Genomic DNA, 15584 nt, shown 5'->3' with positions numbered 1-15584 from the left:
GATGCTTCGCATCCAGGTGTTGTTTCCAAGATCGCTCGAAGTACGTCCCTCTGCCCTCCGACCTCTGAGGGGCCTTTTATCCGGTTGGCGTTGCGTTGGCAAGGTAGAAGAGCCGTCCCGGCTCTTGGGGGTGCTGGGTGGTTGGGAGAACAAGAACCGAGACGGTTCTTCTACAATGGTGACGAAAGGGGGGGCGGGAGCGCTGGTGGGGTGATTGGAATCTAGGGAACCACAAAGGGGGGCGTGAGTGCCTGTGACCTCAATCCACGAAGAGAAATTCGTTCGAGCACATGAGGGCGTGGCAGAGGGTCTCCCAGGAGGCGGGAGCGGTTTGATCTCCTCCAATCAACTGAACTGCCAGTTGCAGCTCTGCTGGGGAAGGGGAGCGAGAGAAGAGTTCGCGGTACAACCAGGTCACCCCTTGCGCCGGGGTTTGCTTTGCCTCTGCGGGAAGTCGTTGCGCCAGTTTGGCAGCCTGCTCCAGGGCGAAAGGATGGTTCAGGAGCCAAAGGGCCTGGGGGGCGACGACGGAGTCGTTGCGCGCTTCTACCACGGTGTTGGGATCTGCGCCGTCGAACAGCATGCGGAAGGAGGAGCGATCCGAGCGGACGGCGGTGAGATACAGGGTGCGGCGAGGGATTTGCAGTTCCTTCACGGAGATGCCGCCGACGGTGCGGTCGAGGTTTCCTCCGGCCAGGAGCAAGGTGTCGCGCAGTTCCTCGGCTGACAGCTTCATGCGGTGCTGCCGGGTGAAGAAGGCATTGTCCGGGTCGAGGCGGAGGACCTCTTCGTCGGGGATGGACGTCTGTTGATAGGCGGCAGAGGTGCAGATGAGCCGGTGCATGGCCTTGATGCTCCAGCCGCTGTCCATGAACCGGTGGGCCAACCAATCCAGCAACTCGGGGTGGGTGGGTGGCGTGCCCAGTTTGCCAAAGTTATTGGCCGTGGCCACGATGCCTCGCCCCAGGTGGTGCTGCCAGATGCGGTTCACCATGACGCGGGCCGTCAGAGGATGATCGGGTGAGGCGATCCAGCGGGCGAGGTCCAGACGTCCGCTGCCCTGCGGCGCGGACGGTTGAGCGTTCGAGAGAAGGGCGGGGAAGCCCCGACGTTGCAGTGCCGCCAGCCGGGCATAGCTGCCTCGCACATGGATCTGGGCATCGTGAAAGCCCTCGTACTTTGTGCCGGGGATGCCGCCTTCACGCAGTCCGTGACACATGGCGGTGTCGGTGGCGGCCAGTTCTGCCTGGAGGGCTTGCTGTTCTTTGACCAACGGGGAATCCGAGGCTCGCTCGGAAACCAGTTGGGTGCCCTCGCCTTCACAGACGAGCCAGCCCTGCCCGGTGGCAATGGTGCTGCTGGTGGCGAAGTCGCGGGAAAGATCCCAAGTGCGACCATCCTTGCTGGTGAGGCGGAGGTTCACGGCGGTGGTGTCGCAGGTGTACTCGCGACCGCGCAGGATGGTGAGGGCGAGCAGGCTGCCCTTGGTAAGGGACACTTCTGTTGCCTCGAACTTGGCCGTGGCTCCGTTGGCCAGGGTGCCGCGTGACAGGTCACGTTCTCCGATGCGGGCCACCCACTCAATGCCGTCGCCGCAATGCGCATCGGCGTCTGTCAGCGTCGCGTGAAGATTGACGGTGAGGTCCTCTGGTGCCCGCCAGGCCAGGGTGACGGCGCTCTTGGGGCCGGGGTGTACGGAGACGGCGCCGGGAGGCAGGGTGATGGTGGAGAATCTGGCCTCACGCCCGGAGCGGTTCACGAGCAGTGAAGGATTGGAGGCGCCCTTCCGGTTTAGGGAAACGACATCAACGGCTCCCTTGACCGGAGCCTCCTGGGAATCAAACGGCAAAAGCCCCTGATTCAGCTCCGCGTCCACCACGGCGAGGCGTTGCTGGAGCTCCACACGACGGCCCTGCTGCTGGGGGGAGAGCAGGGGAATGCGCATGATCTTCTCCCCGGCAGTGGGGTGGGCAAACTTGTCCAGAATGTGGCTGCTGAAGAAGAAGCCGGCCATGGCGTAGTAGTCCGCCGTGCTGAGCGGGTCGAACTTGTGATCATGGCAGCGGGCGCACGCCAGCGTGAGGCCCATGAACGCGCGGGTGGTGACATCGATCTGGTCATCCACGATGTCCGTGTGCACCTTCAGCTTGTCGCTGTCGCCGTTGCCCCAGTTGCCGATGGCGTACATACCGGTGGCGACGACTTTGTTCGCATCCCACCCGTCGCGGGCGGCGAGGATGTCACCAGCCACCTGCTGACGGATAAACTCATCATAGGGCAGGTCGTTGTTAAAGGATTGAACCACCCAGTCCCGGTAGCGCCAGGCATCCAGGATATCACCCTCCTTGCCCTGACCCCGGGCATCAAGTGAGTCGGCATAACGCACGACATCCAGCCAGTGTCGCCCCCATTTCTCGCCGTAGTGAGGGGAGCGCAGCAGGCGTTCCACCGCCCCGGTCACGGCCTGTGGGCGATTGATCTTGGCCTGCTCCACAAAGGCCTGAATCTCCTGCGAGGAGGGAGGGAGCCCGATCAGATCATAGGTCAACCGTCGCAGCAGAACCTCGGGAGAAGCTGCGGGAGATGGGGCCAGTCCGCGGCCCTCCATGGCGGCCAGGAGGAAGCGATCCACTTCATTCTGCGGCCACGCGGTGAGTTTCACGGCGGGCACGGTGCTGCGCTCCGGCGGGCGGAAGGCCCATTGTTTCCTCGCCTCTGCGAGATCGAACGCGGGTCGCTCCGAGGCGGGAGCGGCAGGGGCGCTGGCAGTGGTGGCGACTCGCGGGTCAGGCGCGCCCATCTTCACCCAGGTGATGAAGTGCTCCACCACGCTCCGGGGGAGTTCCTTTTTGGGCGGCATGGCCAGGTCCTTGTCCATGCGCCGCACGGCAGTGATGAGGAGGCTGGACTCCGGATCGCCTGGCACGATGGCGGGGCCGGTCTCGCCGCCCTTTTCCCACCCGGATCGGGTGTCGAGATCCAGCCCGCCTTTCACCTTGCCCGCGGTGCCGCTATGGCAGTCGGCACAGTGCTCCTGCAGGGCAGGGCGGATGTTTGTTTCAAAGAACTCCATCTGCTCCGCGGTGGGGGCGGGTGGTGCGCCCCACACGATGGGGGCGAACAGGGAGACAGCGAGGGCGAGACGGGAGGTCTTCATGCGAGGATGCCCTTGACGAGATTGCCGTGTACGTCGGTGAGACGGTAGTCCCTCCCGGCGTAGCGGTAGCGCAGGCGGGTGTGGTCCAGCCCCATGAGGTGGAGGATGGTGGCGTGGAGATCATGCACATGCACGCGATCCTCCACCGCATGCCAGCCGAACTCATCGGTGGCGCCGTGCACATGTCCGGCCTTCACCCCGCCGCCCGCCATCCACATGGTGAAGCCGAAGGGGTGATGCTCGCGGCCATCGCCGCCCTCAGCCGTGGGCGTACGGCCAAACTCACCGCCCCAAAGGACCAGCGTGTCATCCAGCAGACCGCGGCTCTTGAGGTCCTTGAGCAGGCCGGCGATGGGCTTGTCCGTGGCGGCACAGTTGTTGGGGAGTTCCTCGCGTAGCTTGGAGTGCTGATCCCAGAGCTGGCAGCTGGACCGCTTGGAGGTGGCCGTGTGGTACACCTGCACCATGCGCACGCCGCGCTCTGCGAGGCGTCGCGCCATGAGACACTGTTTGCCGAAGGTGGCGGTCACAGGATCATCCAGGCCATAGAGTTTCTGCGTGGCTTCAGACTCTTGCTCCACCCCAAAGGCCTCCGGAGCCTCGGTCTGCATGCGAAAGGCCAGCTCAAAGGAGGCGATGCGGGCCTCCAGCCGGGAGTCGGCAGCGCGCTGGGCTTCGTGCAGGCGGTTCTGCGCCATGAGGAAATCCAACTGGGCGCGTTGGGCAGTGGAGGTCATCCTCGCGTTGCCCAGGTTGGCCACGGGATGGTTGAGGTCTTGAACCAAGGTGCCCTGGAGCGAGGCGGGGAGGAAGCTGCTGGACCAGAGCGGGGCGCCCTGAGCGGGCTGGGCAGGGCTGATGACCACGAAGCCGGGCAGGCTGGCATTCTCTGAGCCCAGGCCGTAGAGGAGCCAGGAGCCCATGCTGGGGCGGGAGAAGGCCTGCTCACCTGTGTTCATCTGCAGGCAGGCACCGTTGTGGTTGATGTTGTCTGCCACCATGGAGCGCACGACACAGAGGTCATCGGCACAGGTGGAGAGATGAGGCAGGAGCCCGCTCATCTCGATGCCGCTCTGGCCGTGTTTCTGGAACTGCCAGGGCGAGCCGAGGAGATTGCCGGTCTTCGTGCGCTCCAGCTTGGGCTTGGCAAACGGGAGGGGCTGGCCATTGCGCGCTGCAAGGGCTGGCTTGGGGTCAAAGAGGTCCACATGGGAGGGACCTCCCGACATGAAGAGGAAGATGATGCGCTTGGCCCGTGCCGCGTGATGCGCCTGGAGCAGGGGAGCTGCGGGCGAGGAGGGCGCGTCACTGGCAGCCATGAGGTCTGCCAGACCCAGCATGCCAAAACCGCTGGCAAACCGGCCCAGCATCTGACGCCGGGAGAGAGTGTGAGTGCGAGGAAACTCCATGGCGGCGGCGGTTACAGCGTGGGTTTGCGGTCACTACGGGCGGCGGCGTCTGCCTCCAGAGCCAGCCACCGACGCCAGCTCACGATGTGTTTCTTCATTTCCTCCTCCGCTGCGGCGGCATCTCCGGAGCGCAGGACCTTGAGCAGGCGCTTGTGCGCCTTCACGGTTTCCGCCTGGGTGGACTGGAAGACGGCCTGGTGGCGGCGTTGCATGAGGCCCAGCCAGGCCTCCACCTGATAGCGCAGACCTTCCCAGAAGTGGGCGGCACGCCGGTGGCCGCTGGCGCGCATGATGAGATCGTGGAAGGCGGCGTCCAAGCGGGTGACTTCCGCCAGGGAGGTGGCCTGCTCCGTGGCGGCGATGTTCGCGGCGAGCGTCTCAAAATCCTGGGTGGTGCCACGTTCCGCGGTGAGACCGGCGGCCAGAGGCTCTAGTGCGAGACGCAGGGAGTAAATCTCCTCCATGTCCTCCAGGGTAAGCTGCACGACGTGCGTGCGGCCTCGGGAGTCGAACGTGACCAGGCCGTGGCGCTCCAGTTCCAGCAGGGCCTCTCTCACCGGGGCGCGGCTCACTCCCAGTCGGGACGCCAGCTCGGGCTCCGGCACGTGCTGCCCAGGTTCGAGTTCGCCTGAGAGAATGGCCTCGCTCAGGCGGGTGCGCACGATGTGGGCCAGATTTGGCCGGGAGAGAGGGGAGAGGGGCATGACGGCTGTGGCTGGATGTCGACTGTCGACAGTGACCAGAACGAGGCCGACCGGGCTGGTCTTTCGGTGGGAAAAGACTCCGACCGGGAAATCAGCCCCGTGGATCTATTTTTCGATGTCTATTTTTGAAACCACCCATCAGCATCAGCCAGAGTAATCGGTGAAGCCGAACGAATCCAACCTGCACCTGCCATGCCAGAAGTAACCGCCGCCCAGACCAAGTCTCTCTCCGAGGTGATCAACCAGATGGACATGCACGGAGTGGGAGAGAATGCCGAACTCCGCGGCAAGGCGGACAAGGAGGGGGACATCGAACTGTATGCCAAGAAGGGCTTCAAGAATCCCTTCGGCAAGCAGTCGGTGCGACAGGCCAAGCAGAACACCGCCCGCGAGATGGTCGGCAAGGCGGTGGATAACGAGTTCGACAACATCAAGCCCGGCGGCAGGTTCCTGGCATCCGTGGTGAAGAAGAACATGCGCTCCATCTGTGAGGGCACGGGGGTGGTGACCCGGGGTGACCTGGACAAGGTGATGACCGAGGTGAACCGGGTGCGCGACAACTACCGTGCCTACACCGGAGGCAAAAGCCGGCATGAGACCAATGCTAGCTATCTGTTGGGCAAGGAGCAGTACCTTGATGTCGCGAAGGATGTAGCGGGGTTCGAGGAAGGGATGGAGCTCTTCAAAGGGATCGAACTGTACGCCAAACTCATCAACGGCCCCAAGCCGCTGTCTGAAACGACCTTGAAGCAGATGGGGGCGATGGAAAAATGGATCAGTGAAAAGTCCTCGGACCTGAGTGATGTGGGCTCTCTGGCGCGGGCCAACCTGGCCGTGGATGCTGCGGTTGATTCAGGGGCGACGAGCATCAAAGTGCTGCCCCAGGACCTGCCGCTGCGGCAGATCGGGAGCAAGAGTGACCAGAGTGGCCGCTGCTTCCCCATGGTGGCGCTGGCAGTGCTGGGAGAGTCAACCGGTCCGCGTGGTATGGATCAGGTGGTGCGGCGGTTCGAACAGGAGACGCAAAAGGCCCGCGATGCAGGACAGCGGGGTTCCACCCCGTACTCCGAGTGCCTGGGCACGGTGCACGGGAACGGAACGCTTGGAGCATCCCGCACGGTGATCAAAGATCACGCTGGCAAGGCCATCGAGTTCCCGGGGCATCGCAAGACCATCCAGCATCTGGCCACACACCCTGATCTGGCGGCGGGCAAACCCGTGTTCTACGGAGTGGAAGTCCACGGCCACATCATGATGGTCGGCGCGACCAAGCACAATGGGGAGGACAGCTTCATGTTCTACGATCCGAACTTCGGTGTGGCCCGATTCGAGACACCGGAGCAACTTTCCACCTTCCTTGACAAGTACTTTGGTGATCTGGGTTATGGGGAAGAGTACTCGATGGACAACTTGGGTGTGGACGGCTTCAAGTTCAACCACGTGACCGAGTATGACGTGGACAAGGTGAAACTGGCCAAGGTGGATGAGTTGCCCGACACGGATCCCAAACACATGACGATGGAGTCAATGACGACCCCGTTGTGAGGCGGGGTGGTTGTGCGATGGGGTGGTTGACAGATTGCCGGAAGTGACTTGGTATAGGAGTCGGTTAGCCTCCCTGATGCACCTATGAATGCCACGTCCCTCTCGAGCAATACTCTCACGGCGCTGATTGGTGATCTGGCCGGTCATGCTGACACCACCGAGATCAGGGGTAAAAAGGGAACCGGGGAGGCGGGCACGGTGCTGTACGAGAAGACGAAGTTCTCCAACCCCTTTGGAAACAAGACCGCCCGGGCAGAGAAGCAGGCGGTTGCCCGGGAGGCGGTCAAGCAGGCTCTGGTGGGAGAGTTTGCTTCCTCAAAATCTGGCTTTGCAGGCAAGAAGCAGGTCTTTCTGGAGATCGTCGCCAAGGACATGAAAGCGATGTTCGACTCCGGGCCGATGACCTTGGGCAAGGTAAAGGCGCTCAAGCAGAAGGTGGAGGACATGGCGAGTCTGGCGAGTGGCATCACGAAGACTCACGACAAGCTGGCAAAAGATCCGGCCTACGTCGATGGAAGCAGGCGAGCACGGGCCATTCTCACGGAGTCTGGCAGGACGCTGCCCACCATGGAGGCCGCCATCATGGAGTACGCAGAGCTCGCCAAGGTCGAACCCAAGTCGACTGCTGACAAAGCGAAGCTCGGGGCTCTCAAGGCGCACATGAACGACATGGATGCCGGGAAGCATGATGTGGCCGAGAACACACGTGCAAGAGATCTGCTGGAAGGGGCAGTGAGGGAGATGAGAGCCACGCATGTGGAAGTGTCTCCCCAGTGTGTGGCCCTCCGCCGGATGGGGCATGAGCATCAGCAAAAGGGGCTCTGTTCTGCCCTGATCCGGCTCGTAGCACTGGAAGAGAGTCGGGTGACCCGGCCGACTGAACAGTCCAATCGCATGCTGGAACGACTCGGCGGGGAGACAACACGGATGGTGGATGCGGGACGGCGAGAAGGGACCCACATGGCCACTTCCATCGAGGGAATCCTCGGCAGGTCCGAGGTAACCACCTCCCACAGTCAGGTGGTCCCTCATAGGGGGACGGTGAGCCACAAGGACCTCGTCAGCCAATTGCGGGCTTCGCCTGAGTTTGCAGCCCGCCAGCCGGTCTATTTCGGTTTGCAATTCATGGGCGGGATGAATCACACCATCATGGTGGGAGCAAACCCTGGACCTCCGGAGAACTTCACATTCTACGATCCCAATTTTGGCCTCGCCCGGTTTGATTCGGCCGAGGCCATGGGCCGTTTCCTGGATGGCTTCTTCGAGAAATATGGGGAAGAATACCACGTTCCCCGGATGCCCGTTCCCAGCGGAAGTCCACCCGGAACCAAAGGGGCCTTTGGCTTGAGCGATATCATGAAATTTAACCTCGCTGGGATCGAGGGGGGAATTCCTAGATCCCTGGGAGGACTGGGGGCAGAGTTTCGCGAACGTTGATTAGCGGTTAGGGTGAGGGTGCTGCCGTCACCATTTCCTGCGCTGCCTTTTGGAAGGCTGGCTGGATCTGCTTCCCGCTGTCATTCCGCCAGCCGGCGTGCTGCACCATGAAGATGGTGACGAGGCCGCGCTTGGGATCGATGCTCAGGTTTGTGCTGTACGCGCCGCCGTGGCCATAGGAGCCATCGCCGCCGACGGAGAAGCCGAAGCCGTAGCTCTCTTTCAGATTCGGCGGGGTCTGGCGGGAGGTCATGATCTTGAGCGACTCCTCTGAGAGGTAGCGCTTGCGGCCGAGTTGTCCGCCATTCAGCAGCATCTGGGCAAAGCGGGCCATGTCGGCAGCGGTGGAGAAGAGGCCACCGCCGGGCATGGGCTGGCGGGTGCGGTCATTGAGCGGATACTGGAGTTGGGTAACCGTGGTGGGGGTGAGGGCGGTCTTCTCCTTGTTCGGGGTGTAGGAGGTGGCGAGGCGGGCGATCTGCCCTTCATCCGGCCAGAAGGTGGTGTCCTTCATGCCCAGGGGCTTGAAGAGGCGCTCATCCAGAAAGGCCTCGTAGCTCATGCCGCTAACCACTTCAATGATGCGCCCGCCGGTATTGATGCCCTCGTTGCTGTAGAGGTACTTGGAGTCGGGCTCATGCAGAAGCGGCACCATGGCATAGCTTCTGACGCGGGTGGCCAGGGAGCCTTGATCCAGAGTTGGCTGCTCGATTCCCGACTTGAATGACAGGCCACTGGTGTGGCTGAGGATGTTCTTGATCGTGATGGGATGGGCGGGCTTCTTCAGCACCAGCTTGTCGTCGGACTGCTCGGCGATGACCCACTGGCCTTTGAACTCGGGCAGGTATTTTTCCACCGGATCGTCCACGGAGATCTTGCCCTCATCCACCAGCATCATGAGCGCGGTGCAGGTGATGGGTTTGCTCATCGAGGCGATCCAGAAAAGGCTGTCGGCCGCCATGGGCTTCTGGGTCTCCAGGTTGGCGTAGCCGACGGTGTCGGTGGCCAGGATGCGGTCCTTGGTCGCCACCAAGGTCACGGCCCCGGCCAGGACCTTGTCGTCCACAAAGGGCTGAAGCCGGGCAGGGATGGGGGACGGGGAGGGGGCCTCAGCCGCGGCGCGTCCTCCCAAAGTGGTATAACAGGAGAGGGCTACGGCAGGGAGAAGAAGCAGGGCGGAGCGGCGTTTCATGCGTGGGAAGATGGGACAAAGACGGCCCTGCCCGGAGTTTCTTTCCAGACGGGATGGGATGGTCGATCCCGGGCAGTCGAATTGTCCATGGACGGCATGAAACGAGCTATCAGCAGACTTCTTCGCTTGCGCAGGGGGGGCTCCTCCGCCATCTATGCACCCCCAGTTTTTTTCCCAATCGCCATGGCCAAGAAGAGCATTCGTGACATTGATGTGACCGGCAAACGCTGCCTGGTTCGTGTGGATTTTAACGTCCCCCTCGACGACAAGGGCGACAGCATGGTCATCACGGATGACACCCGTATCAAGGAGACGCTTCCGACGCTGAAGTACCTCCTGGAAAAGGGCGCCAAAGTGATCCTCTGCAGCCACCTGGGCCGTCCCAAGGGCCAGCGTGATCCCAAGCAGAGCCTCAAGCCGGTTGCCGCCCGTCTGGGTGAGTTGCTCGGCCTGACCGTGGGTTTTGCCGAAGACAGCATCGGCGAAGAAGCCCAGGCCAAGGCCCAGGCTCTGGGAAATGGCGACGTGCTCCTGCTCGAAAACGTGCGCTTCTACGCAGGTGAAGAGAAGAATGACCCTGAGCTGGCCAAGCAGTTCGCCGCCCTGGCAGAAATTTATGTGAACGACGCGTTCGGCTCTGCCCACCGTGCGCACAGCTCCACCGCTGGTGTGGCTGCCTTCCTTCCCGCCGTGTCCGGCCTCCTCATGGAGAAGGAACTCGCCTACATGCACGACGAGCTGCAGGCGCCTGAGCGTCCGTTCGTGGTGATCCTCGGCGGTGCCAAGGTGAGCGACAAGATCAAGGTCATCGACCGCCTCCTTGACAAGGCTGACACCATCCTCATCGGTGGTGGCATGGCTTACACCTTCAAGCTCGCTCTGGGTGAGAGCATCGGCAAGAGCCTCAGCGAGCCTGATCAGGTGGATACCGCCAAGGCCGCCCTGGCCAAGGCCAAGGAGAAGGGCGTGAAGTTCCTCCTCCCTGTGGACAACTACATCGTGGAAGAGCTGAACTTTAAGGACAAGACCGTGGGCCCAGGCCGCTACACGACCCCGGGTGAAGGCATCCCCGACGGTTGGGAAGGCGTGGACATCGGTCCCGAATCCGTGAAGAACTTCAGCGCGGAAGTTGCCGCTGCCAAGACAGTGGTCTGGAACGGCCCTATGGGTGTGTTCGAGATCAAAGACTGCGCCAAAGGTACCTTTGCCATCGCCGAGACCATCGCCGAGAACTCCAGCTGCAAGTCCATCATCGGTGGCGGCGACAGCGTGAAGGCGGTGAAGAAGGCCGGTGTGGCGGACAAGGTCACCTTCATCTCCACCGGCGGTGGAGCCAGCTTGGAACTGCTCGAAGGCAAGGAACTCCCCGGCGTTGCCGCCTTGCTCGAAAAGTAGTCCCCGCTGTTCAGTGCTGAGATTGCGTCATGGATCTGCGGATCCTGGTTTGACGCCAGGCAAGACACGACAGGCATCGCATCCCTCCCGACTCCCAACCTTTCCTCAATCAAACCAGGATTCTAAAGAACAAGAACGCCTCTATGCCTCCTGTATTCCGTAAACCTATTGTTGCTGCCAACTGGAAGATGAACAACCCTCCGTCTGAGACGGAGAAGTTCCTTCGCGCTTTCCTCCGCCTCATGCCGGAGAAGAGCCCCGTTCAGGTGGTGGTGGTGCCTTCCTTCGTCTCCCTCTCCCTCGCCCAGACCCTGATTCAGGGCGGCCGTACGGAAGTGGTGGAACTGGGCGCCCAGAACATGAGCCAGTACCCCAGCGGTGCTTACACCGGCGAGACCAGCGCGCTGATGCTGAAGGAGTGTGGCGTGCGCCACGTGATCCTTGGTCACAGCGAGCGTCGCGCCCTCTTTGGTGAGACGAACCAGATCGTCAATGCCAAGGTCATCGCCGCTCTTGAAGCTCGTCTGCACCCCATCCTCTGCGTGGGTGAGACCCTCGAAGAGCGTGATGGCGGCCGCATTGAAGAAGTGCTGGAGTCCCAGACTCGCGAAAGCCTCGCCAACGTCGGCTCCCGCCGTCTGCAGGATGTGGTCATCGCCTATGAGCCCGTCTGGGCCATCGGCACCGGCCGCACCGCGACCCCGGAGCAGGCTCAGGAAGCCCACGCCTTCATCCGCAAGGTGCTCGGTGAGATGTTCGACGCCGACACGGCGCAGAAGATCCGCATCCAGTACGGCGGCAGCGTGAAGCCCTCCAACATGGATGAGATCATCGCCATGCCCGACGTGGACGGTGCGCTCGTGGGTGGTGCCAGCCTCGAAAGCGGCAGCTTCTACGAGATCGTGAAGGCGATCATCACCTATCTCAATGACAACAAGCCGGTCTATCAGGCTCCCTGAGTGATTCAGGGAAGGTCCGAGTAGCTGGATTCAAGCTTTAGACGTCACCGCTCCCGGGCGGTGACGTTTTTTGTTTTCAGCAACCAGTGGTCTGGTTTTAGAAACTACTGTGACACCACCTGGCGACGGACGGTCTTGCCGGGGTTCAGGAGATCATCTCTCTCCAGCCCTGTGATCTGTTGAATGCGCTTCAGCAGCCACATGAACACCACCATCATGATGACCAGAAGGGGGATGCCGATGACGACGGTGCCGGCCCAGTTCAGGGTGCCCAGGGCTTTCACGAAAGCCTCGCTGCCGGGTTCCTTGCCGTTCAGAAGATAGAGTGCGAGGAAAAAATTCGCGATGCTGCTCAGCACCATGCCGCCGCCCAGGCCGAGAGAGGCCTTGAAGGTGGAGCGGTCCAGTTGTTCCTTGATCCATGGGGAGGACGCCGCCTTCGCCCGAAGGGTGTTCACATTCATGATGTGCGGCTGCATGAGCATGGCCTGAATGAGCGGCTTGCCGAAGCGGTGACTCAGAGGAAAGGCGAGGGCGATGATGAGGGGCATGGCGGTCTCCTTCACCGCCACCCAGACGGCGGGTAGCTTGAGCAGGCCCAGACCGCCGCTTAGGAGGATGGTGGCCAGGCCCAGGATGGAGAAGACGTTCCAGCCGGTCTTCTTGTACCAGCACCACACGCCGAATCCGAGTGGGAAGAGCAGGCTCACCACCAGAGCACCGAAGGGGCCCAGCATCTCGGGCTTGCTCAGCTTGTCCAGCACCAGGGATGGCAGCACGATCGTGAGCGCGATCTCAAAGAGCGGGTTCGGCGGATTTTTCGGGGCGGGGGAACTCACGAGGGGAAAGGGGATGAGGCGGGGGCGTGCGAGGCGGAGACAGACACACCAAAACGGGAAAACCACCAATCTGCAATCTCCAATCTTCAGACGCGCTTCCCCGTGTCAGGCGGTCTCGTAGCCTGATTGCGGGGTCTCCCGATGTGACGATTTGCGCCGGACTTCTAATTGGCAGCCCGTCTTTTGCGTTATCTTCACGACCATGCCCATCCCCCGCACCCTTTTTCCTGCCTTGCTGGCCGCGTCTGCGGTGGCTCCCACTGCCACGTATGCCGTTGATTTTGAGAAGGAAGTCAAGCCGATCCTCAAGAAGTACTGCTACGAATGCCACAGTGAGTCGGCCAAGAAGGAGAAGGCGGGTTTCGTCTTCGACAACCTCAAGCGCTTCGCCAAGGACATTGGGACCAATCTGGTGATCGAGCCGGGCAAGCCCTCCAGCAGCCACTTCTACGAGGTGATTGCCGATCCGAATGTGGACAACGCCATGCCTCCGGACGGGCCCATGCCGCAGAAGGACATCGACAAGATCCGCGAATGGATCGCCGCTGGAGCTGCCTTTGATCCGAATGCGCCGAAGGTGGCTTTCAAGAAGGAATTGCCTCCCATTTTGAAGTGGACCAATGCCGAGGGCCGCTCCATCAAGGCAGGTTTCGAACGTCTGGAAGGGGAGAACGTGGTGCTCAAGATGCCGGACGGCAAGTACGTGCAGTACCCGTTGTCGAAGCTCTCTCCTGAGAGTCAGCAGCTCGCCCGCGAGTGTGCTGCGCCTTGAGGAAACGCTTCTGCTACATGGAGAATCTGGCTTGAGTGCCGGGCTCCTGTCGACGCGTAGAGGCTTTCAGAAAGGACTGTCTGGTTCATGAGATGGATTATCTGATCTGAAATCATCTGGCGCTCGACAGGGATATTGAGGAGTGGGAAGACTGGGAAACGATTCCTCATTTTCCCCACCTCTCATGCAGTCCCGTTCTCTGGCCGACCCCTCCACCTTGTCTCCGTCTCAGCGTTACCTCGCCGCGTGTGAAGGTCTGCTGGCCCAAGTTTCCGCGCAGGAAGGCGTGATTCAGAAAGTGGCGGACCTGTTTGCTGCCACGATCCTGCAGGGGCAGATGGTGCATGTGTTTGCCAGCGGACACAGCCGCATGATGGTGGAGGAGATGTGGCCGCGGTACGGATCATTTCCTGGGTTCAATCCCATCGTGGAGCTCTCCCTGACTTTCCACAATCTGGTGGTGGGGGCCAATGGCCAGCGGCAGGCCATGTTCCTTGAGAATGTGAGCGGCTTTGCCAATCGCATCCTGCGGAACTTCGACCTCAAGGACGGAGATAGCGCCTTGGTGATCTCCTCCAGCGGCTGCAATGTGGTCCCGGTGGAGATTGCAGAGGAGTTTCAGCGGCGTGGCGTGCGGGTGGTGGCACTGATCAGCGCGGCCCATAGCGAGGCCAGCACGAGCCGTCATCCCCAGGGGAAGAAGCTACAGGACTTCGCCGATTTCGTTTTGGATACCGGTGCGCCAGTGGGCGATGCGATGGTCAAGATCGAAGGGCTCGACACCCCGGTGGCACCGGGCTCCTCGGTGGGCGGCTGTCTGGTGGTGAATGCCATCAAGGCGGAAGTCGCGGATCGACTGACGCGTGCCGGACAGCCTCCCAAGGTGCTGACCGCCACGGCGGTGTGCGGCGCGGAGAAGGGCACTGAGCTCTTCGAGGCCGCCTATGACGAGCACGCCCGCAGGCTGGCCCGGTACTATGAAAAGCTGGGTGCCTGATTCTGACGCATCTTTCTTCCTCAACCCCCTTCATCTCACGGACCTCTTCCCATGACCTCTCACCCGCTTCGCACCTCCGTCATTGGCTCCTATCCCTTCCCGGGCTGGCTTGAGTTTGCCTCCTCGAACCTTGACCAGTTCGGCTCCGAGGACATCAAGGAGATGCAGGATGACGCGGCGCGGGTGGCGATTGGCGATCAGCTGGATGCCGGGCTGGATGTGATCACAGACGGGGAGCAGACCCGCTTTGACTTCAATCTGTCGTTTTACGGATTCATCGAAGGGATTGCGCTGGAGGCTGCCAGTCCGCGTCGCTTCGGCCCTCCGGCACATGATCAACGTGGCAAGCATGCTATTGTGGGCGAGCTGGCGGCACCGCGGGGGCTGGGGGCGGTGGAGGAGTTTGAGCGCTTGCACCGTCTCGCTCCAGCAGGAACGCATTTGAAGGTTTCTGTTCCCGGGCCGTACACTCTCGCCGGACGTCTGGCTCCCAACGATCGCTACGCCGACCGCTATGCGGTGACGGAGGCGCTCCTGCCGCTGGTGAGAAAGGAGATCGAAGATCTGCTCCAGGCCGGTGCGCAGGAGATCTGCGTGGATGAACCGAGCATGAGCTGCTATGGCTACCGGGAAGATCCCCGGCGCTTTGTTGACATCTTTAACCGGACGGTGGAGCCGGCCCGGGGCCGGGCGAGGATCTGCACGCATCTTTGCTTTGGCAATTTCAAAGGGCACCCCGTGGGCTGGCGGAAGTATGCGCCGCTCTTCCCGGCGTTCCTGGACCTGCACGCGGACGAGGTTCATGTGGAGATGGCGAACCGGGAATATGCGGAACTCGACGTAATCGGACCCATGTCGCAGCGGTATGATGTGGCGGTGGGGATCGTGGACGTGAAGAGCTACCATGTGGAAACGGTGGCGCAGATCGCTGAAGTGGTGCGCGCCTGCTTGAAGTTTGCCCCCGCTGAGCGGCTGGTGTTTGCGCCGGACTGCGGGCTGAGCCAGACCGCACGCTGGGCGGCAAAGAAGAAGCTGGTGAACATGGTCCGGGGCGTGCGCAGCGTCCGGGAGTCGCTGGGCGTAGCGTAGGGGAGGGTTGCCGGGGTCGCTGGCGTCTTTTGCGTGTTCCCTCTGGGAAAATCGTGCATGGGACTTGCTGGATTCGGGGCTTCTGTGCC

12 protein-coding genes are annotated in these 15584 nt (G+C 61.9%); 7 read left to right on the top strand and 5 right to left on the bottom strand.

From position 1 onward, the window contains the following. Positions 1–259 precede the first annotated feature (259 nt). From BV106_RS36310 to BV106_RS26890, 3 genes are read right to left on the bottom strand one after another with little or no spacing between them, the layout of a single operon-like run. Complete coding sequence (locus BV106_RS36310) at positions 260–3157, bottom strand: PSD1 and planctomycete cytochrome C domain-containing protein (protein WP_051946381.1); 2898 nt, start codon at positions 3155–3157, stop codon at positions 260–262. Beyond that, positions 3154–4566 (bottom strand): DUF1501 domain-containing protein, encoded by a 1413-nt coding sequence (locus BV106_RS26895; protein WP_038169932.1) that lies wholly within the window; start codon positions 4564–4566, stop codon positions 3154–3156. The genes BV106_RS36310 and BV106_RS26895 overlap by 4 nt, the downstream gene beginning before the upstream one ends. Positions 4567–4577: 11 nt before the next feature. After that, complete coding sequence (locus BV106_RS26890; RefSeq protein WP_051946380.1) at positions 4578–5270, bottom strand: GntR family transcriptional regulator; 693 nt, start codon at positions 5268–5270, stop codon at positions 4578–4580. Positions 5271–5462: 192 nt separating this feature from the next. Between BV106_RS26890 and BV106_RS26885 the strand changes: the two genes are divergently transcribed. Further along, complete coding sequence (locus BV106_RS26885) at positions 5463–6815, top strand: hypothetical protein (RefSeq protein ID WP_038169930.1); 1353 nt, start codon at positions 5463–5465, stop codon at positions 6813–6815. A gap of 84 nt (positions 6816–6899) precedes the next feature. Further along, on the top strand, positions 6900–8252 hold the full coding sequence (locus BV106_RS26880; RefSeq protein WP_038169928.1) for a YopT-type cysteine protease domain-containing protein: 1353 nt from the start codon (positions 6900–6902) through the stop codon (positions 8250–8252). Positions 8253–8259: 7 nt separating this feature from the next. Here the strand turns inward: BV106_RS26880 and BV106_RS26875 are convergent, their stop codons facing one another. Next, positions 8260–9444, bottom strand: coding sequence for a serine hydrolase domain-containing protein (locus BV106_RS26875; RefSeq protein ID WP_081892322.1), 1185 nt, complete (start codon positions 9442–9444; stop codon positions 8260–8262). Positions 9445–9627: 183 nt separating this feature from the next. On the opposite strand from BV106_RS26875, the gene BV106_RS26870 reads away from it, so the two are divergent. Both BV106_RS26870 and tpiA read left to right on the top strand, forming a co-directional pair. Next, positions 9628–10839 carry a phosphoglycerate kinase gene (locus tag BV106_RS26870; protein WP_038169927.1) on the top strand — a complete coding sequence of 404 codons (1212 nt, stop codon included), beginning with the start codon at positions 9628–9630 and terminating at the stop codon, positions 10837–10839. Between the two features lie 143 nt (positions 10840–10982). Further along, the gene (gene tpiA / locus BV106_RS26865) at positions 10983–11798 is read left to right on the top strand and encodes a triose-phosphate isomerase (protein ID WP_038169925.1); all 816 of its coding nucleotides are present in this window, start codon (positions 10983–10985) and stop codon (positions 11796–11798) included. Between the two features lie 104 nt (positions 11799–11902). Here the strand turns inward: tpiA and BV106_RS26860 are convergent, their stop codons facing one another. After that, positions 11903–12637, bottom strand: coding sequence for a VC0807 family protein (locus BV106_RS26860; protein ID WP_038169923.1), 735 nt, complete (start codon positions 12635–12637; stop codon positions 11903–11905). A 202-nt stretch (positions 12638–12839) separates the two neighbouring features. On the opposite strand from BV106_RS26860, the gene BV106_RS26855 reads away from it, so the two are divergent. The 3 genes from BV106_RS26855 (at position 12840) to BV106_RS26845 (ending at position 15495) form a co-directional block, all read left to right on the top strand. Beyond that, positions 12840–13409: a c-type cytochrome domain-containing protein gene (locus BV106_RS26855; RefSeq protein WP_038169921.1), complete on the top strand. Its 570-nt coding sequence runs from the start codon at positions 12840–12842 to the stop codon at positions 13407–13409. 184 nt (positions 13410–13593) lie between these two features. Continuing rightward, positions 13594–14406: an SIS domain-containing protein gene (locus tag BV106_RS26850; RefSeq protein WP_081892320.1), complete on the top strand. Its 813-nt coding sequence runs from the start codon at positions 13594–13596 to the stop codon at positions 14404–14406. Between the two features lie 51 nt (positions 14407–14457). Then, positions 14458–15495, top strand: a complete 1038-nt coding sequence (locus tag BV106_RS26845; RefSeq protein ID WP_038169919.1) for a methionine synthase — start codon at positions 14458–14460, stop codon at positions 15493–15495. The last annotated feature ends 89 nt before the right edge of the window (positions 15496–15584 follow it).

The organism is Verrucomicrobium sp. BvORR106 (assembly GCF_000739655.1).
Taxonomy (GTDB): domain Bacteria; phylum Verrucomicrobiota; class Verrucomicrobiia; order Verrucomicrobiales; family Verrucomicrobiaceae; genus Verrucomicrobium.
Note: the sequence above shows the minus strand (reverse complement) of the source record. Positions and strands in the feature narration are given on the sequence as shown.

Excerpts from the sequence above, each read along its gene's own strand:
- BV106_RS26880 (WP_038169928.1), top strand. The coding sequence starts at position 6,900 with ATGAATGCCACGTCCCTCTCGAGCAATACTCTCACGGCGCTGATTGGT.
- BV106_RS26870 (WP_038169927.1), top strand. The coding sequence starts at position 9,628 with ATGGCCAAGAAGAGCATTCGTGACATTGATGTGACCGGCAAACGCTGC.
- tpiA (WP_038169925.1), top strand. The coding sequence starts at position 10,983 with ATGCCTCCTGTATTCCGTAAACCTATTGTTGCTGCCAACTGGAAGATG.
- BV106_RS36310 (WP_051946381.1), bottom strand. The coding sequence starts at position 3,157 with ATGAAGACCTCCCGTCTCGCCCTCGCTGTCTCCCTGTTCGCCCCCATC.
- BV106_RS26890 (WP_051946380.1), bottom strand. The coding sequence starts at position 5,270 with ATGCCCCTCTCCCCTCTCTCCCGGCCAAATCTGGCCCACATCGTGCGC.
- BV106_RS26855 (WP_038169921.1), top strand. The coding sequence starts at position 12,840 with ATGCCCATCCCCCGCACCCTTTTTCCTGCCTTGCTGGCCGCGTCTGCG.
- BV106_RS26875 (WP_081892322.1), bottom strand. The coding sequence starts at position 9,444 with ATGAAACGCCGCTCCGCCCTGCTTCTTCTCCCTGCCGTAGCCCTCTCC.
- BV106_RS26850 (WP_081892320.1), top strand. The coding sequence starts at position 13,594 with ATGCAGTCCCGTTCTCTGGCCGACCCCTCCACCTTGTCTCCGTCTCAG.
- BV106_RS26845 (WP_038169919.1), top strand. The coding sequence starts at position 14,458 with ATGACCTCTCACCCGCTTCGCACCTCCGTCATTGGCTCCTATCCCTTC.
- BV106_RS26895 (WP_038169932.1), bottom strand. The coding sequence starts at position 4,566 with ATGGAGTTTCCTCGCACTCACACTCTCTCCCGGCGTCAGATGCTGGGC.
- BV106_RS26885 (WP_038169930.1), top strand. The coding sequence starts at position 5,463 with ATGCCAGAAGTAACCGCCGCCCAGACCAAGTCTCTCTCCGAGGTGATC.